The organism is Endozoicomonas sp. 2B-B (assembly GCF_053470045.1).
Window position 1 is genome coordinate 286,652 of sequence record NZ_JBLZMU010000001.1, and the last position, 22,901, is coordinate 309,552.

Annotated in this window: 20 protein-coding genes; 11 read left to right on the plus strand and 9 right to left on the minus strand. The window is 47.1% G+C overall.

Annotated elements, in window-relative coordinates; all coding sequences use genetic code 11:
* Positions 1-129: 129 nt before the first annotated feature.
* Positions 130-309: a hypothetical protein gene (locus ACOMHB_RS01130; RefSeq protein WP_317144168.1), complete on the minus strand. Its 180-nt coding sequence runs from the start codon at positions 307-309 to the stop codon at positions 130-132.
* A 280-nt stretch (positions 310-589) separates the two neighbouring features.
* Here ACOMHB_RS01130 and uvrD point away from each other — a divergent pair, with 280 nt between their 5' ends.
* On the plus strand, positions 590-2,743 hold the full coding sequence (gene uvrD / locus ACOMHB_RS01135) for a DNA helicase II (RefSeq protein ID WP_448215152.1): 2,154 nt from the start codon (positions 590-592) through the stop codon (positions 2,741-2,743).
* A gap of 165 nt (positions 2,744-2,908) precedes the next feature.
* On the opposite strand, the gene ACOMHB_RS01140 is transcribed toward uvrD, so the two are convergent.
* The 4 genes from ACOMHB_RS01140 to ACOMHB_RS01155 all read right to left on the minus strand — a co-directional run bounded on the left by ACOMHB_RS01140 (position 2,909) and on the right by ACOMHB_RS01155 (position 5,974).
* A complete protein-coding gene (locus ACOMHB_RS01140; RefSeq protein WP_448215153.1) occupies positions 2,909-3,340 on the minus strand; it encodes a hypothetical protein in 432 nt (143 codons plus the stop codon).
* A 25-nt stretch (positions 3,341-3,365) separates the two neighbouring features.
* A complete protein-coding gene (locus ACOMHB_RS01145) occupies positions 3,366-4,766 on the minus strand; it encodes a hypothetical protein (RefSeq protein WP_448215154.1) in 1,401 nt (466 codons plus the stop codon).
* 177 nt (positions 4,767-4,943) lie between these two features.
* Entirely contained in the window at positions 4,944-5,765 is an 822-nt protein-coding gene (gene murI / locus ACOMHB_RS01150) for a glutamate racemase (protein ID WP_448215155.1), read from the minus strand.
* Between the two features lie 20 nt (positions 5,766-5,785).
* Positions 5,786-5,974 carry a hypothetical protein gene (locus ACOMHB_RS01155; RefSeq protein ID WP_448215156.1) on the minus strand — a complete coding sequence of 63 codons (189 nt, stop codon included), beginning with the start codon at positions 5,972-5,974 and terminating at the stop codon, positions 5,786-5,788.
* A gap of 52 nt (positions 5,975-6,026) precedes the next feature.
* Here ACOMHB_RS01155 and ACOMHB_RS01160 point away from each other — a divergent pair, with 52 nt between their 5' ends.
* Together ACOMHB_RS01160 and ACOMHB_RS01165 are read left to right on the plus strand one after the other, a co-directional pair.
* Positions 6,027-6,524, plus strand: coding sequence for a DUF29 domain-containing protein (locus ACOMHB_RS01160; RefSeq protein WP_448215157.1), 498 nt, complete (start codon positions 6,027-6,029; stop codon positions 6,522-6,524).
* The gene (locus ACOMHB_RS01165; protein WP_448215158.1) at positions 6,517-7,005 is read left to right on the plus strand and encodes a DUF29 domain-containing protein; all 489 of its coding nucleotides are present in this window, start codon (positions 6,517-6,519) and stop codon (positions 7,003-7,005) included. Before ACOMHB_RS01160 ends, ACOMHB_RS01165 begins: the two co-directional genes overlap by 8 nt.
* Positions 7,006-7,153: 148 nt before the next feature.
* Here ACOMHB_RS01165 and ACOMHB_RS01170 read toward each other — a convergent pair whose 3' ends face one another.
* Complete coding sequence (locus ACOMHB_RS01170; protein ID WP_448215159.1) at positions 7,154-9,145, minus strand: hypothetical protein; 1,992 nt, start codon at positions 9,143-9,145, stop codon at positions 7,154-7,156.
* Positions 9,146-9,514: 369 nt separating this feature from the next.
* Here ACOMHB_RS01170 and ACOMHB_RS01175 point away from each other — a divergent pair, with 369 nt between their 5' ends.
* Positions 9,515-9,793 carry a hypothetical protein gene (locus ACOMHB_RS01175; RefSeq protein WP_448215160.1) on the plus strand — a complete coding sequence of 93 codons (279 nt, stop codon included), beginning with the start codon at positions 9,515-9,517 and terminating at the stop codon, positions 9,791-9,793.
* On the opposite strand, the gene ACOMHB_RS01180 is transcribed toward ACOMHB_RS01175, so the two are convergent.
* On the minus strand, positions 9,790-11,049 hold the full coding sequence (locus ACOMHB_RS01180) for a hypothetical protein (protein ID WP_448215161.1): 1,260 nt from the start codon (positions 11,047-11,049) through the stop codon (positions 9,790-9,792). The two genes, ACOMHB_RS01175 and ACOMHB_RS01180, sit on opposite strands and share 4 nt — an antisense overlap.
* A 433-nt stretch (positions 11,050-11,482) precedes the next feature.
* On the opposite strand from ACOMHB_RS01180, the gene ACOMHB_RS01185 reads away from it, so the two are divergent.
* Positions 11,483-12,742: an FAD-dependent monooxygenase gene (locus ACOMHB_RS01185; RefSeq protein ID WP_448215162.1), complete on the plus strand. Its 1,260-nt coding sequence runs from the start codon at positions 11,483-11,485 to the stop codon at positions 12,740-12,742.
* An 81-nt stretch (positions 12,743-12,823) separates the two neighbouring features.
* Here ACOMHB_RS01185 and ACOMHB_RS01190 read toward each other — a convergent pair whose 3' ends face one another.
* Complete coding sequence (locus ACOMHB_RS01190; protein ID WP_422136167.1) at positions 12,824-13,018, minus strand: hypothetical protein; 195 nt, start codon at positions 13,016-13,018, stop codon at positions 12,824-12,826.
* Between the two features lie 265 nt (positions 13,019-13,283).
* Between ACOMHB_RS01190 and ACOMHB_RS01195 the strand changes: the two genes are divergently transcribed.
* Positions 13,284-15,128, plus strand: a complete 1,845-nt coding sequence (locus ACOMHB_RS01195; protein ID WP_448215163.1) for a Na/Pi cotransporter family protein — start codon at positions 13,284-13,286, stop codon at positions 15,126-15,128.
* On the opposite strand, the gene ppx is transcribed toward ACOMHB_RS01195, so the two are convergent.
* Entirely contained in the window at positions 15,114-16,610 is a 1,497-nt protein-coding gene (gene ppx, locus ACOMHB_RS01200) for an exopolyphosphatase (protein WP_448215164.1), read from the minus strand. The two genes, ACOMHB_RS01195 and ppx, sit on opposite strands and share 15 nt — an antisense overlap.
* Positions 16,611-17,100: 490 nt before the next feature.
* Here ppx and trxA point away from each other — a divergent pair, with 490 nt between their 5' ends.
* The 5 genes from trxA (at position 17,101) to ACOMHB_RS01225 (ending at position 22,844) form a co-directional block, all read left to right on the plus strand.
* Entirely contained in the window at positions 17,101-17,424 is a 324-nt protein-coding gene (gene trxA / locus ACOMHB_RS01205) for a thioredoxin TrxA (RefSeq protein ID WP_317144147.1), read from the plus strand.
* A 591-nt stretch (positions 17,425-18,015) separates the two neighbouring features.
* Positions 18,016-19,275 carry a transcription termination factor Rho gene (gene rho / locus ACOMHB_RS01210; RefSeq protein WP_257276489.1) on the plus strand — a complete coding sequence of 420 codons (1,260 nt, stop codon included), beginning with the start codon at positions 18,016-18,018 and terminating at the stop codon, positions 19,273-19,275.
* A 65-nt stretch (positions 19,276-19,340) separates the two neighbouring features.
* Positions 19,341-20,807 (plus strand): 4-hydroxy-3-polyprenylbenzoate decarboxylase, encoded by a 1,467-nt coding sequence (gene ubiD, locus ACOMHB_RS01215; RefSeq protein WP_448215165.1) that lies wholly within the window; start codon positions 19,341-19,343, stop codon positions 20,805-20,807.
* Between the two features lie 329 nt (positions 20,808-21,136).
* Positions 21,137-22,024: an NAD(P)H-flavin reductase gene (locus tag ACOMHB_RS01220; protein ID WP_448215166.1), complete on the plus strand. Its 888-nt coding sequence runs from the start codon at positions 21,137-21,139 to the stop codon at positions 22,022-22,024.
* A 169-nt stretch (positions 22,025-22,193) separates the two neighbouring features.
* A complete protein-coding gene (locus ACOMHB_RS01225; protein ID WP_448215167.1) occupies positions 22,194-22,844 on the plus strand; it encodes a TetR/AcrR family transcriptional regulator in 651 nt (216 codons plus the stop codon).
* Positions 22,845-22,901 lie beyond the last annotated feature (57 nt).

A 22,901-nucleotide genomic window follows, 5' to 3' on the forward strand; every position in this document is an offset into this window, starting at 1 on the left:
CTGCTAAACAGACAACGGCAAGAGAGTCAGATTATATCAGGATTGCGATAGAGAAAGCGGTGGGAAAGTAAAATCTGGAATGGTCAGCAAAATCTCAGCCCCTTGATAAGGGGCTGAAAAAATGAATGGTCAAACATCACCCCAGTAGCTGTCGCCGAAGAACGAGCTGAGTTTTTTGGTTTCTTTTCTGTCTTCCAGGGCCCTTCGAATCTGCAGTGCGCGCTTTGAACCTTTATTAGGTAAATCGTCTCGAACAATTTCTTCTTCCTGAAGATAATCTTTCTTAAGCTGTATATCTTTGTTAGCCATGGCGGCACCTCTTTGTTCTTTTTGATTTTTATTGTTTTTATGATGCTTTCTGACAGTTACGAAATTATGAAAAATGTTTGAGAAGAACAAGAGAAAAATACGACAAAGTGTGTGAGATATGTCTCACGTTAGTGATTTTTAGCAGAATTGTCTTAAACCTTCGTCCAAACGAGAGTTTACGACGATGTTGCTAAAACCTTGTACAATTCCTTAACGGCTCTGGTTGCGCATTGAGCAGCCGGACTGCATGGTTTTTATCTAGCTGGAAAGAATGCTGTCTATGGACGTAACCCCTATCATTGACTCCCTGAACGATGCCCAGCGACAGGCGGTCACAAGTCCTCCGGGTTCACTGCTGGTTCTGGCAGGAGCTGGCAGTGGTAAAACCCGGGTACTGGTGCATCGTATTGCCTGGCTGATTCAGGCTGAAGGCATGTCGCCCTACTCCATTATGGCAGTGACTTTTACCAACAAGGCAGCGGCAGAGATGCGAAGCCGTATCGAAGAACTGCTCGGGATTCCACCTCGTGGCATGTGGGTTGGAACTTTCCACGGGCTGGCTCACCGGTTGTTGAGGGCTCACTTTAAGGATGCAGGCTTGCCTGAGAACTTTCAGATACTCGACAGCGATGATCAGCTGAGGGTGATCAAACGTCTGATGAAGGCCATGAACCTTGATGAACAGAAGTGGCCTCCCCGTCAGGCCCAATGGTACATTAACAGCAAGAAAGATGAAGGGCTCAGACCTGACTATATCGATCCGGGTTATGATCCTTTTGAAAGAACCATGCTGGATGTTTACCGGGCTTATCATGACTATTGCAACCAAACAGGTGTTGTTGATTTTGGTGAGCTGCTGCTACGTTCACATGAGCTCTGGCTGAAAAGACCGGATATTCTTCAGCACTATCAAGAGCGATTCCGTTACCTGCTGGTGGACGAATTTCAAGATACTAACGCCATTCAGTATGCCTGGTTGAGGATCTTGACCGGTGATCAGGACAAAATGATGATCGTCGGTGATGACGATCAGTCGATCTATGGCTGGCGTGGTGCCCGTATTGAAAACATACGACAATTCTCAAAAGACTTTCCGAAAGCCCAAACCATTCGTCTTGAGCAAAATTATCGCTCTACCAGTAACATCTTGCGTGCAGCCAATGCAGTGATTGCCAATAACCCGGACAGGCTGGGTAAAGAGCTCTGGACCAGCGGTTATGAAGGAGAGCCCATCCAGCTTTATGCCGGTTTTAACGAAATGGATGAAGCCCGATTTATCACCGATCGTATTCGTGAGGCTTCTGAACAGGGCATGGCTCGCAGTGGTATAGCGATACTTTATCGCTCCAATGCCCAGTCCCGTATTCTCGAAGAAGCCATGCTCAGGGCTTCCATTCCCTACCGAATTTATGGTGGTCAGCGGTTTTTTGAACGGGCGGAAATCAAGAATGCTCTGGCCTATCTGAGACTGGTCAGCTCACCTGATGACGACACTTCCCTCGAAAGGGTTATCAATATTCCTACTCGTGGCATTGGTGAAAAAACCGTTGAAAAACTCCGTGAAACAGCCCGTTCACAGGGCCTGAGTTTATGGGGTGCCGTCAAAACTGTTGTTGCCGCCAGTGCCATTGGTGGCAAAGCCGGTCGTTCTCTGGGTGAATTTGTTGACTTGATAGAAAGCCTGAGTGCTTCAGGTGATGAGCTGAATCTGGGGGAGTTGGCCGACCATGTAATATCCGTCTCTGGTTTGATTGATCATCATGAGAAAGAGAAAGGGGAAAAAGGTCGTGCCAGGGTAGAAAACCTGGAGGAACTGGTCACCGCCTGCAGCGAATTTGATATTGAAGACTTCGATCAGGATGAAGAGACAGAGCCCATGTCTCCGCTGGCAGCATTTCTGGCCCACGCGGCTCTGGAAGCCGGAGACAATCAAGCTGACCCATTTACAGACAGCGTTCAGATGATGACCCTTCATTCAGCTAAGGGTTTGGAGTTTCCGCTGGTTTTTCTTGCCGGTCTGGAAGAAGGTCTGTTCCCCCATAAGATGTCTCTGGAAGAAGGTAACCTGGAAGAAGAAAGACGACTCTGTTACGTCGGGATTACCCGGGCTATGGAAAAGCTCTATCTTACCTATGCAGAGAATCGCAGACTCTACGGGAGTGACACCATGAATCGCCCTTCCCGCTTTATTCGGGAAATTCCCGGCGAGCTGATGCAGGAAGTGCGTCTGGGTGGATCAATTACTCGTCCGGTTTCTGTTCAAACATCTGACCATGGATTGGCTTTAGGCCAGCGTGTTCATCATGATGTCTTTGGTGAAGGGGTGGTCCTGAATTATGAGGGTGAAGGCGGCCAGGCCCGGGTTCAGGTCAACTTTGATTCGGAAGGTTCAAAATGGTTGATGATGGCTTACGCTAACCTGAGTCCGTTGTAGGTATAAGCATCTGGTCAGCGACCTGGATCTTCCCCCGTCTAAAGAGGGTGTCGCAAAACCCTGGTTCCCAAGTTTTCAGACCCTGTGGGTCCCTGCATGGAAACGAGAGCTTTGCGACAGCCTTAATTCAGGTGAGGAGTGCCGCAATTGATTTTGTAGCGTGATTCACAGTGCGTCGTAGTAATCCCCCCACTTTTGTCTGAAAAACACGTTACAGTACTGTAACTCCAATTCTAATGGCGATTCGTTGGTGACATTGACATAAGGGTTAAGTTCCAATGTGACTACTACTGACTCTCCCGCCAGCAGCTTATCGTACAGTGCTCGTTTTCGCCCTTCATTCTCTGAAGCTGGCATTCGTATAATGATATTTTTTTTGCAGTTTGGTGCAGGTATAGGAAAGTATTTTTTGGGCACCAATATTTCAAATTGACCACCCTGGTTAAAACCATAGTGCTCGTTAATCCTGTACTCGCCAGACTTCAGTTCATATTGCATATGATAATAGTCAGAGTATTTGCCCGGGTTTACTTTTACCCATTCTGCATAAGTTATTGCAGTGAATAGCAGCATGAATAGGGTTAAAATTCTGTTCATAAGTATCTGGCCAGTTACTTAATGATCATTTGGTGTCAAGCATAATTACATCATAACCAGGAATAAACTCGCCCTCAATAAGATGATGGTGATGGTTTTTTCGCAAATTGCGAACATAATAGATAATACCAGCAGCTATAGTAGTTAAAACGAACCCCACGGGGATTCCAACGGCGATTCCTGTCTCTATTCCCTTACTGTAATCTCGTGATAATTTTTTCCAGTCGGGGTTGGGATAAAGACACTCCTGTTGAGGCGGTTCTTGAGATATTGGCTGATGTATAGCTATGGGTGAGTTGAGTCTATTGGCAAGATCTGCTTTTTGGGTTCTGGTATCTCCGGGATAGAAAGTATGCGTTTGCGAAAATGGGCTTTGGGTGGATGCTTCTACCACCTCAGGGTCGGAGAGATTTGCTTTGACAACCAGGTCTGTGGTTAGCGTGTGGAAAGTTTTTAGAGAGCGTGTCACTTCTATATCACAAAGATAACGACCAGCATCAGTTAAATTGACTCCGTGCATAGTCACAGCGAAGGTGTAGTTTCCAAGATTGGAAAGATCCAGTGAAATATTTTTCAGATTGGAAAAACTCAGCGATGTGTTTCCCGGACTGGAAAAATTCATCGGTACTTGTCTTTCGGCATTTTCATAGGAAATACTTTCTGCCTTGTCTTTCTGCCAATAAAGGTAGGTTTCGATACTGCCATTTTTTTGCTGGGGGCCAAAGCGAACCGAATCCAGTGATGGTATCTCATTATCAACAGTGGGGTTGAACCTATACTGGAATCTGGCTTCATTGCCCTCAAGAACAGCAATGTTTGGATTCACTGGCCCATGATGAATGTGTCTTAGTTCAAGATCGCAGCTGAACATAACTGGTGGGAAGGAGTCATAACGGATGCGTGCGCCATAAAATCCGGCCTCTTCTGGCTGTACATCCTTAAAAAAGATTTTCAGATTAGCGCCTGCCGCATCTCCTTTGTAAGAATAAGAAAACCGTCCTTCGTAACCTTTTCTTGTATCCAATGTATGATTTTCTAACTTCATCATAAAAAAATCGACCCACTTATATTGACGATTCCAGAGCCCAAACCAAATCTCCTCTTTTTCATCAAAATTCCCTGTCGGGCAAGGGCCATGATCAATCCTGACAAAAAGAACAACTGTGCCTTTAAAATATTCATGCAACTGTGGCTCAAACTGACAGCTACCTTCGCAAGTTTTAAGATTTTTGGCATCTGCAAAGCCGCTATTTTGATTGTCAGGACGGTTAATAGCGGAGTGGAGAACAAACATGGTTGCCAGAGATTGTAGCCAGGAATTAGAGTTTAAATATGGAGAAGAACGGGCATAAGGTGAAACAAGTGGCAGCATGATGAGCATCAACACCAGACTGTAATTTGAATATCTTAATTTTTGAATAAACATAACATCGCCTTTCAGGTATCAAATGGATTGAAAACTGCTGATTGGTTTTTGACAGATAATGAACTCATGGCATTGAGCGTAGACGAGAATCCGGATCACAGCAGGCAGGCAAAACAGACCCATGTATCCTTTGATGCATGCCACTGAGTATTACAACATTTCTGAGAACTTTGATTGTCAGCCTGACGGGGTAATCCCGGTCAGGCAGTCCAGACAGGTTATTTCCGAAAAATTCATGGCTTCCAGGGCAGGCAGCAATGATGTGACTGATTTGTTTGAGCCCGTATAAAGGAAGCGATGTTCAACAGGCCCTTCATGATGGGAATAATGCACCTCCAGCAAAGAGGCCACTCTGCGGGCGATAGCTTCACCGGAATCAATCCAGGTAACGGGGGCGGGTACGACAGAATCCAGAAGTTCCTGAACCAATGGAAAATGGGTGCAACCCAAAACGATACAGTCTGGCCAGTTAGTGCCATTGAACAGCGGTTCAATAATCTTTTTCAGATCATCAGGGTTTATTTTTTCACCGCGCAGATGTTGTTCAGCAAGGTGCACCAGTTCACTACTGCCTACCCGAATCACCTCACAGTCTCCTGCGAATTCATGGATCAGCTGACTGGTATATTCTCTTCCAACGGTTCCCGGCGTGGCCAGAAGGCCAATGCAGCGTTTTTTTGAAGTCTGGCTGGCAGGTTTGATGGCTGGCACAACGCCAACAACAGGAATTTCGAGCAGCTGGCGGGCCCTGGGCAGAGAAACTGTGCTGGCTGTATTGCAGGCGATGATGGCCAGGGAGGGGTGAAAGTTATTAACCAGCCGTGACAGGCAATGAAGAGTTCGGTCAACCACATCATTTTCAGACTTTGGGCCATAGGGAAAACCTTCACTGTCAGAGCAGTAAATCACGGACAGAGACGGCAGTTTCTCCCTGACTTTCTGGTAGATGCTGAGACCTCCGACTCCGGAGTCAAAAATGACGATAGGCTTCTGTTGCATAAGATGACAGAGGTACCGGTTCAATGAAAATAAACAGCATAGACTAGAGCCTTTGTTTCTCTTTGAAAATAGTTGCTTAAACTTAGTTTCTGCATCCCCATCATTTGTTTTCGATACTGACGGTTCTCCTTGGCATCAATGGCCGAATTGACCAGTCCAAAACCACGGGCAAAGCCCCCGGCAAAGGCATCTGTGCTTTGGTAATTCATTTTGATTCCCTTCTGCTATTTGCCTACAGTGGAAGGGCAATGGAGGTGATTTATGGAAAACCTATACAAAACCGATTACACCCAATGGCTCAGCAAGCAACGGGAGTTACTGGCTCAGCGGCAATTTGACCAGCTCGACATAGACAATCTTCTGGAGGCGATGGAGTACGAGATGGGCAACAGTATCAAGGCTTTTGAGTCTCATTTAACTATCTTGTTGCTGCATCTACTCAAATACGATTATCAGAAACGAGTGTTAAAAGACCCTTGGGTGGAAAGTATGGTAGCCCATTTATGGGTCACTAGTATTGGGCAATCAAGAGTTCAGATCAATCGCCATTTAAAGGGTGACCGCTGTCTGGAATCCAAGGCTGATGAGCTGATAACCGACGTTTATCAAGATAGCAAAAAGCTTGCAGTTAAGGAGATGAATCAACACGCCCGTAGTGAAAGCCAGAAACTTGATAGAAGCAGCTTCCCAGACCAATGCCCGTGGACCTTTGAACAGATCATGACAGAAGACTGGCTACCGGAGACAGACAATGACTGATTTATACAGAACTGACTACCACAAGTGGCTAGGACAGCAACGGGATTTGCTAGCCCAGCGACAATTTGACCAGCTTGACATCGACAATTTGTTGGAGGCTATGGAGCTACGAATGGGGGATTATGCCGATAATCTGGAATCTCATCTTGTTACTCTGGTATTGCACTTACTCAAGTATCATTACCAAACCTTTGTTATTAACCCAAACCTGTATGAACCCAAGACTTTTAGAAGCTGGTTTATCAGTATTTCCAATGCACGTAACGACATTAGTGATTTAATTAAAAAACACCCACACCTACAACCCCGGCAGGACGAGTCTTTATCAAACAGTTACCCTAAAGCTAAAAAAAGAGCTATCGAGCAGATGAACCTATTCATAACCAACAAACGTTATCTTGTGAACAACAACAGCTTTCCAGACCAATGCCCATGGACGTTTGACCAGATTATGACAGAAGACTGGCTCCCCGACGACTAAAACAGCGCAGCAGCCCCAATCCCCGCCACCGTCCCAATGGTGCCAAAGAACCCACCCTGGTTCAGGGCACTTTGCTGATCCGCCACCACCTCCAAAACACATAATCAGTTCTCCTTGCCAAAGTATCCGTCACAAGTGATGCAAGTCACTAATGCTGATCAACTAAGTCCAATTCTTTGTCTGGACTATCTTCCTGGAGCGTTCCTATGTTTGAAGAATCTGGATCGACGTCGGACTGTTCTTGATCGTTCGTCAGCAAGGAGGCCGTGTCAACATCTGTGACAGTTGTTTCTGTTTCAGAAGATCCCTGAGCAGAAGGGACAGGTGCTTCTGTCAAAGCTTTCCCTGAGCCATCTGACATGCTGGTATGGGAATCATCTGGCTGCATCTTTACGTCTTCTAAAATATAACCGCGACCGTACAGCTCGCCATAAGATTTCAGGAACATCCAGTGACGGTAGCCACCACCTGCATCACTTGTAGCCCCGGAGTCCGTGTCAGGAGTGGTGACGGTTGTTTCTGTTTCAGAAGATCCCTGAGCAGAAGGGACAGGTGCTTCTGGCGAAGCTTTCCCTGAGCCATCTGACATGCTGGTGTGGGAATCATCTGGCTGCATCTTTACGTCTTCAAAAATATAACCGCAGCCGTACAGCGTGCCATAAGATTTCAGGAACATCCAGTGACGGTAGCCACCACTTGCATCATTTGTAGCCCCGGCGTCCGTGTCAGGAGTGGTGACGGTTGTTTCTGTTTCAGAAGATCCCTGAGCAGAAGTAACAGGTGCTTCTGTCGAAGCTTCTCTTGAATCATCGGATTTGCCAATGAGGTTTTTCAGCTTCTGTATAAGATGTCTTATGCCTATAACTTTAAATTTATCACCAATAGCATCCTGGGCGAGCACTAAAGCGTATCGCAGCTTCTCGAGTTCTTCCTGTGGCATATCTTTCGGAATCTCTGCTCCAGAGTATGCCTCAAAAGAAAATGCATTAAATCTTACGCCTTCAGGTGCATAAATTACTGTAGCTTTTTCCCTGTCAGAGAAGGTCCAGCCTTGTCGCTCGTAGACTTCACTAACCTTGTCTAAAAGCAAAGAGATGTCATTCATTAAAGAGATATAAACATAATCAGACTCGTTTCTGTCTTCTGGAGGAGTACGGGAATAATCGGTTGCTCTTTCCGGTGGATCATTGTCTTCACCGCCTGAGCCAGCCCCAATACCTCCACCACTGCCGATATTACCTGTTCGAAAGTCAGTGAACCCGCCAAGAAGAGGTGCATAGGCAGGCTTTTTCACTTCACCTCCCTCACCTTCTTTTCCAGTATCTGCGTCCATAGGCTCTTCGGAGGAATAAGGATCGCTGATAATGGTTGCTTTACCATGCCCTGAATAGACCAGCCAGGCATATTGGCTCAGGGGAACACAGTAACTGCTGCCCCTGCAGAAGCTTGTGTTGGGATAAGTGGGAAAAAGAGTCATGTCGGGAAAAATAAAATACTCATTTACTTCAGCCTGTTTCAGCACTCCCCCAGGGAAAGCTTCTTTTCCTTCCAAGCCGTCAGGATGTTCATTCAGGTGCTGGATCAGGTTGACAATCAGTTGAAGAACTTCCGGCATTAATAAGATAGCCGGGACCAGGAATGAGTGATAGGGTTCGGAAATCTCAGAATTGCTGAATTCAGAAATAATGAACGTTTTTCCATGAAAAGAAAATCTCATGGTGTTGAACTGAGAATCAAACACCAGCCTTATCTTGTTCAGTCTGAGAATATCCAAATGATTCAGATAGACCTGCTCTAATGCAGATGTTGTTTTGGAAGTTCTATCTGCGACTTTAAATGCAGTGACGAAAACACCTTCATCGGCTTCAGATATCTCAATAGAGGAGGAGCCGAAAGTGGCAACATTTAATGGAAGAAATGTTTTTGTTTTACTCAGAGGGGACGCTTCAGGTTGATAAAAAAAAGTATCAGTCCATTGTGCTTCAGGAAGCTTCAATACTTCTATAGGTGATAGGTATAAGTCCGTTGTTTTGGGTTGGTAGTTATAAGAAATCGAATGATGGACCAGGTCAGACCATTGTCCTGCTTCACTGTAAAATGACACAAGGAGAGGGACTATCGGAAGCAACCGATACTGCATTTGTATACTCCACTTTAGTACCTAACCAGTTGGTTTCGCATATTCTGGACGGCGGCTTTTTCCATCCTTCTGCGTTCCAACTCTGGTTGCGTAGCTATGGCTACGCGCCCGTCGTTGCGCTTTGAAGGATGAAAAAATCCACTCGCCAGAATATGCGAAACCAACTGGCCAGGTACTTAATCAACATTATTTATGCAAAGGTTATTTTTAGCAGTAGTTGATCGATATGCAAAAAAATTGTTTTTTATTTGTCTTCCAGCCATTTGGCAGAACTGCTTTCAAGGTTTGTGACGATTTAGCTGATTACGCTTGGAGGTAAAGATTTTTCAGGATACACTCATTCAATAGGTCAGCAAGGAAGCGCAACTGATGAAAATCAATCCGTCTTCTACTTCCACTGCACTGGACTATGGTGAAAACCCAGACAAAAGCTCAGGCGATCAGGGTGAAGGTTCTCATCAGGCGGGCGATGAGTATCAGCCAAAAGTCCCTCAAAAGGAGCGGGGGCTCAACTCTGCCCGAAATCTGCGATCCCGAAAAGCTTCAAAAAAACGCAATAAGAAGCGTGGGGCCCGAAAACTTTCTGAGCGTCGGGCCCGTCAAAAAGACAAAGACGAGTATCAAAATGACAGCGAGTCTGATGTCTAAATCTCATCAATGTTGATGAGTAACCTCCTTTCTTTGGATGACATACCTTTGCGCAGCTCTCTGTTTTTTGAAGGGCCAGAACTGACTACGGACTCTTCTTCATCCTTCGCTACCAGCAATGGAGCTGTGTCAGGAGGCATGACTGTTGTCTCTGTTTCAGCTGATTCCTGATCAGAAGTTGCAGGTGCTTCAGGTGGTGGTGTGGATGGTTTCTGCGACGCTTCCTTTGATTCATCGAATTGAACGCTTTGGTCATCCGTCAGCTTCTTCCAGCTTCTTTTACCATGATTTATACGATAAAAACGGCCTCTGAAATTTGCGAATTTTTCTATCTGGACAGTTTCGATGCGTCTGCCTTTTTCTGCATTACGATTCAGTCTGGCAATTGTAGATCTTTCCAGATCAGACCTTGATTGAGCATCTCGCTCGTCAGCTTCATCATCTTCAGGTAGCAGGAAAGAAGTTTCGTCATCTTCAAATTCGTTTCTGTCTTCTGGAGGTGTTCTGGAATAATCTGTTGCTCTTTCAGGTGGATCATTTTCTTCACCGCCTGAGCCAAGCCCGACGTATCCATTTCGGACATTACCGACCCGGAAGTTAGTCAATCCGGCAGGTGCTGGTCTATAGACCGTTTTTTTCCCTCTATCGCCATTACCTCTTTTTCCTTTTTTTCCATCCATAGGCTCATCGGAGGAATAAGGATCACTGATAATCGCTGCTTTCCCATGCCCTGAATAGACCAGCCAGGCATATTGACTCAGGGGAACACAGTGACTGCTGCCCCTGCAGAAGCCTGTGTTGGGCTGAGTGGGAAACAGAGTCATGTCGGGAAAAATGAAATACTCATTCTCGTCAGCCTGTTCGAGCATTCCCCCGGGGAAAGCTTCTTCTCCCTCTATACCATAAGGGTGTTCATTCAGGTGCTGGACCAGATTGACAACCAGTTGCAGGACTTCGGGCATTAACAAGATAGCCGGGACCAGGTATGAGTGATAGGGTTCGAAAATTTCAGAATCGCTGAATTCGGAAATAATGAAGGTTTTTCCATGAAAAGAAAATTTCATGGTGTTGACCTGAGAGTCAAAAATAAGACTGATTCTGTTCAGTCTGAGAATATCCAGTTGATTCAGATAGACCTGCTCTAATGCAGGTGTTGTTTTGGAAGTTCCTTCTGCGTCTTTAAATGCACTGACGAAAACACCGCCATCGGCTTCAGAAATCTCAACACAGGAAGCACCAGCTGTAGCAATATTCAATTGAAAAAGTGTTTTTGTTCCACTCAGGGGGGGTGTTTCGGGATGATAAAATAATTCATCGGTCCATGGTACTTTGGGAGCTTCCGACAATTGAAGTAAATGTGGAAGATTCCGGTCCATTATTATTTTGGGTTGGTTGTAATAATAAGAAGTTGAATACTGGGCTAAGTTAGGCCATTGTCCTGCTTCACTGTAAAATGACACAAGGAGTGGGACTATCGGAAGAAACCGATACTGCATTTGAATACTCACTTAATAAATTTTATTTATGATGACAATGTATTTAGCAGCAGTTGATTGATATGCAAGAAAATTGGTTTTTATTTGTTAGATGCTGCGACATCCTTCCTGATTCGGGTAGTTGAGCATTCAGCGGCCCTGTGGTCATATGGGCCGGTTATCTGCACAGTTTGGGTTAATGGGAAGTGAGGCTATGGTGAAATCAGAAAACTACGATGTACTGGTGGTTGGCGCAGGTATGGTGGGTGCCGCAATTGCTTGTGCTCTGGGTCTCAAAGGTATTCGTATTGCAGTTTTTGACCGGGCCTTACCGTCAGCATTCAAACCTGATCAGTTGCCGGACCTGAGAGTGTCGGCACTGAGCTATGCATCAGAGCAGATTCTGAAAAACCTGGGAGTCTGGCCATACCTGCAAACCATGAGAATGTGCCCATACCGACGCATGGCTGTATGGGAGAAATTGCACTTTCCGCCCGGCAGTGAAACGGATAAGCGTCCTAATCAAACCGTATTCAACGCAGCAGATATCAGGCACGACCAGCTGGGTTTTATTGTCGAGAATCGCATCACTCAGCTGGGTCTTTTAAAAAGGCTCAAAGATATAGAGTCGGTATCCTTGTTCGCCCCGGCAACTATTGAAAGTATGAATCTAAAGGGTGAAAAGCCTGAAATCATGCTGCAGGATGGAAGTGTATTTAAAGCGGATCTGCTTATCGGGGCTGACGGTGCCCAGTCCAGAGTCAGGGAGCAAGCCAATATTCGTCTTGACACTCGTGAATATGAGCAACAGTGTCTGGTGGCTACTGTAGAGATTGAAGGCGGCTTGCAGGACATTACCTGGCAGGCTTTCACGCCTACCGGACCGGAAGCCTTTCTGCCACTGCCCGATATCGACAGCAAAAGTTATGCGTCTATTGTCTGGTATAACTTGCCTGAGAATGTCCAGAAACTCATGAAACTTTCGGACACTGACTTTCTGGAAGAGCTGTCATCGACTTTTCCCAAAGAGTTACCACCGTTGCTTAAGCTGCACGGGAGAGGCTCGTTCCCGCTGGCCCGTCGTCATGCCATGAACTATTTCACTAATGGAGTGGTGTTGGCAGGCGATGCCGCACACACCATCAACCCTCTTGCGGGTCAGGGGGTCAATCTGGGCTTTCAGGATGTTGCCTGGCTGGCAGAAGTACTGACTGATGCCTTTCAAGCGGGTGAGTCGCTGGGTAGCCAGAAAGTACTGTCGCGATACGAAAAAGCTCGTCGCAGAGACAATCAATTGATGATGAGTACTATGGATGCTTTCTACCTTGCTTTCAGCAACAACAGTTTGCCCCTGAAGGTTTTGAGAAACGTTGCATTGAGTCTTGCCGCTAAATCAAAGCCTGCCGTGAAGGAAGTCATGAAATACGCCATGGGCATTTCCGGGCGACAGGCTGAATTAGCAAAATCGTCGTAAATTTTTGACAGGGTAGGAAGTGTCAGAAAAAAGGCCTGAAAAAACAGGCCTTCATTTATTAGTGCACTTTAGTCCATTATGTCACTGCTTCAGACAACGTCTTTTGGAGAGCTCTGCCGCCGGACTGGAGGCCAGTGTAGCCACCAGATCTTTGGCAAAGTACTCTCTGACCTCACCAGTGTCCATCAGTACCTTGATCCGACCATTTCGCAGGCATTGATATAATCGCCCCTGCTCGCAGGTGATTCGATCTTTAACTATCAGATTTCCGGCCATCTTCCTAACCTTGTTACTCAACCATCTGAACGAAGTTCCCTGTTATGAAACTTGCCGTCACAGCTCTTTGAATGTTTCTCATCTCTGTCATCTTTACCCGCGAGGCTATTCCATACTGCTGATCAGGCATTAGAATCTCGGGAACCCATATTATCGGGCCTCAGTCCTGACTCTTTAGTGACAGTTTTGCTACAGATAAATTAATTGAAAAGTCCGAACCAACGCGCCGATAAGGACGGTAATGAAGTCAGCGTTCGGAATGTTTATGAGCTTTCAATCAGGCATGTTAAGCCGACTTTTTTTACCTTCTATCATTGTAATGCTGATCTATGGTTTCTGGGTCAGCCCCGAATTTCGCGAGATAGCGGCTGGTGTTGCTATTTTTTTGTTTGGCATGGTTTATCTGGAGCAGGGCTTCAAGGTCTATACCGGAGGGCTTCTTGAAGCTCTGCTCAAGAAAACTACCGATAAGGTCTGGAAAAGCCTGTCCTTTGGTGTGATTTCCACCGCTTTTTTGCAATCCAGCTCTTTGGTTTCGGTTATCGTCATTTCCTTTCTCAGTGCCGGACTGATAGGCCTGACGGCAGGAATCGGGATTATTTTTGGTGCAAATCTTGGCAGTACAGCCGGTGCCTGGCTGGTGGCTGTTTTTGGCTTGAAGGTTAAATTGTCAACCTATGCCATGCCCCTTTTAGTGATAGGAGTGCTCCTGAAATCCAACAAGTACAAGAATATTAATGGATTAGGTTACATCCTTCTTGGTATAGGCTTTCTGTTCCTCGGTATCCACTACATGAAGGTGGGCTTTGATGCCTTCAAAAGCTCCATTGACCTGGCTGAATTTGCCATGCAGGGCTTTTCGGGGGTGCTGGTGTATACCGGGTTAGGTATGCTGGCCACCATCATTATGCAGTCAACCAACGCAACAATGGTTTTGACATTCTCGGCTCTTGCTGCAGGTCAGCTCAGCTATGAGAATGCCCTGGCCCTGGCCATCGGCTCAAATATTGGCACCACGATTACAGCCATCCTTGGAGCCATCAGTGCCAACGCAGAAGGTAAAAGGCTGGCTGTTGCCCACCTTGCTTTTAATGTCGTCACGGCCACCATTGCTATTGCTGCTCTCAAACCTCTGATGGGGGCAGTGGACTATCTGGCTTCTGTTTATGGTATTGCCGCGAATAATTACACCTTGAAGCTGGCCATCTTTCATAGCCTGTTCAACATCATTGGTATCGTGACCCTTTTGCCCTTCCTCAATAAAATGGTGCATTGGCTACAGATGCTCTTTACCGAGAGCACTCCGCAGGTTCCATTAAATCTTGCGGGGGATGAATCTTTGAAGGTTGAAAGAGCTATTTACCTGAACCCGGTCACTCTCAGTTATCCCGATACCGCATTGAGAGCCATTACCAAGGAGTGTGGACATCTCTATCGCAATACTCTTGAGTTGATCTGTTATGGCATTTATCTCAGCGGTGAAAAGCTTCGTGAGTCTGACAACCTCGAAGAGTTGGTTCAGAGCTGGCGCAGGGATGACCAGCCCTGGACGATCAAGGAACTTTATATTCGCCACATAAAGGGTATCTATGCGGATATTGTCCAGTATTCTGGTGCCCTGGAAGGTAAACTCCCCAGGCAGCAAGCTCAGGAGCTGTTTGCCCTGAAGGTGGCCTGTCGTGATTTTGTTCAGGCCATCAAGCACGTCAAGCATATTTACAAGAACATGGGCAAATACACCCAGTCGGAAAATGAGCAGATTCGGGAACAGTACAATCAATTGAGGCTCTGTCTGGCTTCCGTTCTAAAGCTGGTTGACATTTTGGGCGTTCGTCGCAGTTACAGCCATATCCGTGAACATGCGGAACAACTGAAGAAAGAACTCAGGGAAAGAGACGGGCAAACCAACGAGACTCTGAACGAACTGATTCGCTCCGGACAGGTCGACCCATTTATTGCAAGCTCACTATTGAACGACAGCGCTCATGTTCACGATGCCTGCACAAACCTGATTGACGGTGCCGTCATCATGCTCACAAGGGACAGGGAAGAGTATCAGGAATTTGATATGTCTTCCGAACAGCCCCCCGATCCATCAGTTCACAGTTAATTTGAAGCCGACCTTATTCAGATACATTTTTTCTCGTTCAAAGTCGGCTGCTGTCAGGGGGTGATCTCCTAACCAACCTGATTCAAAGCTAACATTCAGAGTACGGTGACCCGCTTTTAAATCATAATGGGAGAAAGCCCCGTCCCGTATATGATTGAGCACAATCCCCAGACGCAGGAGCACAGTCAGCTTTAACAGCAGGTTGCTGTCTGAATGTTCAAGCAAGCCTTTCGGAATGGCTCTGCGATGCCCATGCACCAGCAGAGCCAGCTTTCTCTGCTGCTCTTTATTGAACCCCATCAGATCCGAGTGCTGGATCAGATAAGCGCCATGACGGTTGTATTGTGCATGTGAAATATCCAGGCCTACCTCGCACACCAGTGAAGCCCAGTTCAATAACTCCCGATCAGAAGCCACCAGTCCCCAGCTCTTTCTGACCTGATCAAAACAGGCCTGTGAGTAACGGTTAATCCCTTCTGCATTGGTCAGGTCAACATGATAGCGTTTCATCAATGCCGACAGGGTCCGGCCCCTGACATCCTCATGACGGTCCCGACCCAGCATGTCGTAAAGAACGCCCTCCCGAAGAGCACCCTCTGAGTATTGCATCCTTTCTATCTCGAAAGCGTCAAAACAGGCCATCAAAATGGCCAGCCCGGCAGGGAAGATAGCCTGCCGATCCGGTTTCAGGCCAGGGAAACGGACTCTGCCAGTGTGACTGAATTCCAGAACCTGACTTTTGAGCATGTCCATTTTTTCATGGGTAATAATTTCACCATGGCCCATGGCTGAGAGAATCGAACTCACTGCCCGAATAGAGCCAGAGGAGCCCACCGCATCCACCCAACCAAGATTTTTGTAGGCTTGTTCAATATTCAGGAGTTCCAGGCGCGCCGCATAATAAGCCGACTGAAAGCGCTCGGGGGACAGCTCTGCGCCGGGAAAAAACCGGTCGGTATAGGCCACACAACCCATATGAAGACTCTCGAGCAGTCTGGGTTCGAAGCGCTCACCTACAATCAGCTCGGTGCTGCCACCACCAATATCGACCACAACTCGACGATCATTGTCGTCTGATTGAGTCTGGGCTACGCCCAAATAGATCAGACGGGCCTCTTCCCGACCGGCAATAATTTCAATAGGATGATTGAGGATTTTTTCAGCTTTTTCGACAAAATCGCTGCTGTTCTTCGCTTTTCTAAGGGCATTGGTGCCAACGACCCTAAGTGCCTGAAAGTGCCTTCCGGACATATACTGGGCAAACTGTGCCAGGCAATTCAGTCCTCTTTTCATGGCCTGCTCAGAAAGACAATCATCCTCACTCAGACCGGCAGCCAACTGTACTTTTTCTCCAAGTCGTTCAATCGGCCTGATTTCCCCCTGTTCCACTCTGGCGACAATCATGTGAAAACTGTTGGAACCCAGATCAATAGCTGCCACGAGAGGCTGGCTGTTGGACTCAATACGACCCTGGTCTGTCATAATGTTCTTCTTCGACACTCCCGCAGCAATCAGTCCGGTTTTTTTCACCCGGGGCCCGTTGAGCTGACGGTTGGTTGAATAATCAGGCCATGACCAGACAATCAGTTTTTGTCATGCAAATCATGGTGCTGGCTAACATAAACCAGCAATATAACAGAAGGCTCTGGTTACAGCACATTTACTGTCAGCCGCACATTGTTGTATACCGGGCTGCTTGCGCTTAAAGCTTCTGTTTACAGGTTTTGGCAGAGATTTCGTGAAAGGAAAAAAGCCATACTTTCAAGTTTCTGATGATGAAAAATAAACATCCCATGAGTCATCAATTACAGGCTGCAAAATCTGATTCATGCTGACAGCCGTATACAAATAATCATAACTCTGTAAACTACCACCCACAATAAAATCAGAGTGATCGAATTTGTTTCCGGGATCATCCCTTTGCTATGATTCGGGCTCTGACATTAAGCAAAATGGCTAGGAGATCCATTCCATGAGCGAAATTGTCAATGTGACAGACGCTACCTTCGAAGAGGACGTGCTGAAGGCAGAATGTCCTGTACTGGTCGACTATTGGGCTGAATGGTGTGGTCCCTGCAAAATGATCGCGCCCGTACTGGACGAAATCGCACTGGACTACGACGGCAAACTGAAAATCTGTAAACTGAACATTGATGACAACGAAGCCACACCTCCAAAGTATGGCGTTCGAGGCATTCCAACACTGATGCTGTTCAAGGGTGGCAATGTTGAAGCGACCAAGGTTGGAGCCCTGTCCAAGTCTCAGCTGACAGCATTTCTTGATAGCAACCTGTAACAGAATCAATCTTACGGCTTTAGAGATTTCAGAAGCTTTCTGATACTCCCGGCCAAGAGATTTCTGGAAAAAATCAGCCGGATGAAGTCGAATCATCCAGCTGGTTTCACAGCATTGTGTGATATCACAAAGCAATGAGTCAGGATAGTCCGGCGCCCATCCATCATCGTCAGAATGAGGCTGATGAAAATCAAAAACACAGATACGAAATAGCTGTTTTCATGCTTGCTCCGAAGGGAAATATTTCTCAACAAAAAGTTTCTGAAAAGTTGACGTAGCAGGAGTTCTTGATTATTTTCCAGAAAAGGATATAGACTGTTAATTCGGGAGTTATTAGATCTGCTTGTTTCAGGTAAGCCTGTTGAATGCTTTTCTGGAGCTTTGAAGGTCCTTCTGAACAGCAGTAGTGGATACTCCGGCCACGTTTGTTTCGAGCTAGCCTTTACGATGTGGTTACAGCTTGAAAGCCGTTTTTATGAGCTTAGGCAGGCATCGATATTAAACGATGCTGAAAATAATAATCTCAATAATATCTGATCTTCCTGCAACTACGACGGCCATTACCTTTCAATTTAACGTTCGCGAACTCTTATGCATCTTACCGAACTGAAAAAAAAATCTGTTCCTGAACTTCTGGCGATCGCTAATGAAATGGGCCTTGAAAATCTGGCCCGTTCCCGGAAGCAGGACGTAATTTTCTCAATCCTGAAGCGCCACGCCCGCAGCGGGGAAGACATCTATGGCGATGGTGTTCTTGAGATCCTGCAGGATGGCTTCGGCTTCCTGCGCTCTTCCGACAGTTCTTATCTGGCGGGTCCTGATGATATTTATGTTTCACCCAGTCAGATTCGTCGATTCAATCTGAGAACCGGTGATAGCATTGCGGGTAAAATTCGACCACCTAAAGAGGGTGAACGCTATTTCGCACTGCTAAAAGTCAATGAAATTAACTTTGACCAGCCAGAAAACGCCCGTAATAAAATTCTATTTGAAAACCTGACCCCGTTGTTTCCACAGGATCGTCTGGTCATGGAGATGGGTAACGGCTCCACCGAGGATTTAACAGGACGAATTATCGACCTGGTGGCTCCAATCGGTAAAGGTCAGCGTGGTCTGATCGTGTCCCCCCCTAAGGCTGGTAAGACCCTGATGCTGCAGAATATTGCAGCTAATATCACCCGTAACAACCCCGAATGCCACCTGATCGTTCTGTTGATTGATGAGCGTCCGGAGGAAGTGACCGAAATGGCCCGTTCCGTGCGTGGTGAAGTGGTGGCCTCGACCTTTGACGAGCCTCCATCGCGACACGTGCAAGTGGCTGAAATGGTTTTGGAAAAAGCCAAGCGACTGGTTGAGCATAAGAAAGACGTGGTGATCCTGCTGGACTCCATTACCCGCCTGGCTCGTGCCTACAACACAGTTATTCCTTCTTCCGGTAAAGTTCTGACCGGTGGTGTTGATGCCCACGCTCTGGAGCGTCCCAAACGTTTCTTTGGTGCTGCCCGTAACATTGAGGAAGGTGGCAGTCTGACCATTATGGCTACCGCCCTGGTGGACACTGGCTCGAAAATGGACGAAGTGATCTTCGAGGAATTCAAAGGTACTGGTAACATGGAACTGAACCTCGACCGTCGCATCGCTGAAAAGCGTGTTTTCCCTGCCATTAACTTCAACAAGTCCGGTACTCGTCGTGAAGACTACCTGACCACAGAAGAAGAATTGCAGCGCATGTGGATTCTGCGCAAGATCCTGCACCCAATGGACGAAATCGGCGCCATTGAATTCCTGCTGGACCGCATGAAGCACACCAAGACCAATGAAGAATTCTTCCAGTCTATGAAGCGGAAGTAATCCATCATTATCCGGGGACAGGTCAGCCTGTCCCCATCTTCTCTCAGCCTCAGCTTTAACTTCCAATGAAATACAGGGACCTACGGGACTTCATCAAGCTGCTGGAAAAGCAGGGTGAACTCGTCAGAATCAAGACCGAAGTCGATCCGTATCTGGAAATGACCGAAATCAGCGACCGAACGCTTCGCAAGAAAGGGCCGGCACTGCTGTTCGAAAATCCAAAAGGTTATGACATGCCGGTACTGGCCAATCTGTTTGGCACAGAGCGCCGGGTGGCTCTGGGTATGGGGCAGGATAATGTCAGTGCGCTGAAGGAGATAGGTCAGCTCCTGGCATATCTTAAGGAACCCGATCCACCCAAGGGCTTCCGTGATGCTTTGACAAAGCTGCCTGTCTTCAGACAAGTGTTGAACATGGGGCCCAAAGTGGTCAGTAAAGCCCTCTGTCAGGAAGTCGTGCTCAAAGGTGATGAGATAGATCTGAACCGGATTCCTGTTCAAACCTGCTGGCCCGGCGATGCGGGCCCTCTGGTCACCTGGCCTCTGGTCATCACCAAAGGCCCTGGAAAGGATCGACAGAACCTCGGAATTTATCGGCAACAGCTGATTGGTAAAAACAAACTGATCATGCGCTGGCTCTCTCATCGTGGCGGTGCTCTGGACTTCAGGGATTGGCATCAGCAATACCCTGACAAGCCTTTCCCCGTAACGGTAGCTCTGGGTGCTGATCCAGCTACTATCCTGGGGGCAGTAACCCCAGTGCCTGACAGTCTTTCAGAGTATGCCTTTGCAGGCCTGTTAAGAGGCAGTAAAACCGAACTGGTTAAAAGCATCACCAACGATCTTCAGGTACCTGCCAGTGCCGAGATTGTTCTGGAAGGGCATATCTATCCGGGAGAGATGGCAGACGAAGGCCCGTTCGGTGATCACACCGGTTACTACAACGAAGTGGAACGTTTTCCGGTCTTTACCGTAGAGTGTATTACTCACAGAAGAGATCCCATCTATCACAGCACCTACACAGGCAGGCCTCCCGATGAGCCCGCTATCCTGGGAGTGGCCCTGAATGAGGTATTTGTCCCCATTCTGAAAAAGCAGTTTCCGGAAATCGTGGACTTTTATCTGCCTCCGGAAGGCTGTTCTTACCGAATGGCGGTGGTGACCCTGCGTAAGGAATACCCGGGTCATGCCAAGCGAGTCATGCTCGGTGTATGGTCATTCCTCAGACAATTTATGTATACCAAGTTCGTTGTTGTCACCGACGATGATGTCAATGCCAGAGACTGGAACGATGTCATCTGGGCCATGACGACTCGAATGGATCCCAAGCGGGACTGCGTCTTTGTTGAAAACACTCCCATTGATTATCTGGATTTCGCTTCACCCGTTGCAGGTCTTGGTTCCAAGGTGGGTTTTGATGCTACGAATAAATGGCCCGGAGAAACCGATCGGGAATGGGGGCAAACCATAACCATGACGCAGGAAGTCAAGGAACGGGTTGATGCACTCTGGGGTGATTTGGGTATAGACTGAAACAATTACAGCTCTTGATTATCACTCGGTTACCCGAGCTAGCAGCCTGTCGGACTCAAGCGCCCGTAGCGAGGATTGCGAGAAATTGGTCTAAAAATTTCTGCTTCTGAGGAGAACAGGGGGCTATTTGACGAAGAGGCAGGAATTTTTAGACCAATTTATCGCAACCGCACGGATGCAGGAGCTAGAGCAACGCAGGAGCAGTTGCCGAGTAGGGCAGACTTAAGTCCGACAGGCTGCTAGGAGGCTGACCGAGAATAGCGCCCGTAGCGAGGACGGCAGAAAATTGAGGATGAAAATTCGGTTTTGTGAGGAGAATAGCCAGCTATTTGACGAACAAAAGCGGATTTTCAGACCAATTTGCTGCCGCCACAGTAGGGCAGACTATTCTCGGTCAGCCTCCTAGAGAGTTACTTCTTAATACGGTCATCAGGGAAACCCCGGGCATTCCTGCTGGCTGTGATATTCGGGAGGGAGGTATTGTGCAGATAAGCGAGTCTTCCAGGCTGCGGTGCTCAGTTGCCGATACTCAGCTTCTCAGTTCCGACATTTACCGTATCAAACTGACTGCTGAGTCAGACTGCTTTCCTGGCTATTATCCGGGTCAGTATCTTGTTGTTCACCTTCAGAATAATGAAAACAATTGTTTTTCTATTGCTTCAGCGCCGCAAAAAAACCAGCAGCATCTGGAGCTGCATATTCAACAGCTGAAAGGCAGTCCAAACTCTCAACAGCTCTTTCGGGAAATAAAAGAAGGTGTGCTGAACGTCAGTTTGCCTCTAGGGAATTGCCATCTCCCTGACTCAATCGACAAACAGCAGCCCCTGCTTTTCGTTGCCGCCGGCACCGGCTTCTCCCAAATGAAAAGCATGATTGAGTATTGCCTGCGTCACCATCATCACGGTGAGATGCATCTTTACTGGGGAGCCAGAACACCTGCAGACTTCTATCTGCCCAACCTCCCTGTGCAATGGTCTGGCCAGGGCGTTCATTATCATCCGGTAGTTAGTGAAACCCATCATGAAGATGACTGGTGTGGGCGCCATGGGCTGCTGTATGAAGCGATTCTGGTCGATCGCGAAAAGCTGCTCGATTGTCAGACCTATATCAGTGGCTCACCACAAATGGTTTATGCGACATATGACGTAATGATTGGAGACGGATTCCCGGAAAAAAACCTGCACTCTGACGTTTTTGACTACGCACCAAGAAAATAATATCGTCACAAATCTTGCTACCCTTCTGAATTGCAAATATAAACCCTGACCCATTAGCACAGTAATAAAAAACACTGCCGTAATTTATTTGCAACGAATGGTAATTGCGCAACTCTTGTCTATATTCATAGTCGATCGTCATAACACCCAATCAATATACGGAGATTTTATGCAATCTTCCGCTGCCAAAGTTCAGCAGACGGCTGTGAGAAGCAGTCGTGTGCGCCAGAAAAATATTAAGGTCATATTGCAAGCTGCAGAGGACGAATTCGTTCTTAGTGGCTTCAAAGGAGCTTCAATCAGGGATATTGCAACCAGAGCCGGGTTGCCAAAAGCCAATATTCATTATTACTTCAACAGCAAGGTCGATCTGTATGGTGCTGTTCTTGGCCATATTATGGAACTCTGGGAAGCGGTTTTTTCCGGCTTGAACATAGAGGATGATCCGGCTTCAGCCTTTCGTCAGTACATACAGGCAAAAATGCAATACTGTCTGGCTCACGCCAACGCTTCCCGTATATTCAGCAGTGAGATCATTCATGGTGGGCAACATCTTAAAGAACATTTTGAGTACTTCAAGTCATGGATCAAAGAGAAATCACGAGTTATTGAATCTTGGATAGAGCGAGGCAAAATGGACCCTGTCGACCCTTTGCACCTGTTATTTACCATCTGGGCTACCACCCAATATTATGTGGATTACAGCCCACAGGTAGCCTGTGTTATTGGTAAGGAGGCTCTGTCCGATGAGGATTTAGAGGCTGCGACAGAGCATCTTTGCAACCTCATCATCAAGGGGTGTGGGATCAGAAGTTGCTGATCGCAGTCACTGGGTGCAAAGACCGTCATGGGTTTTTAACGGTCGTCAGCGACGGCT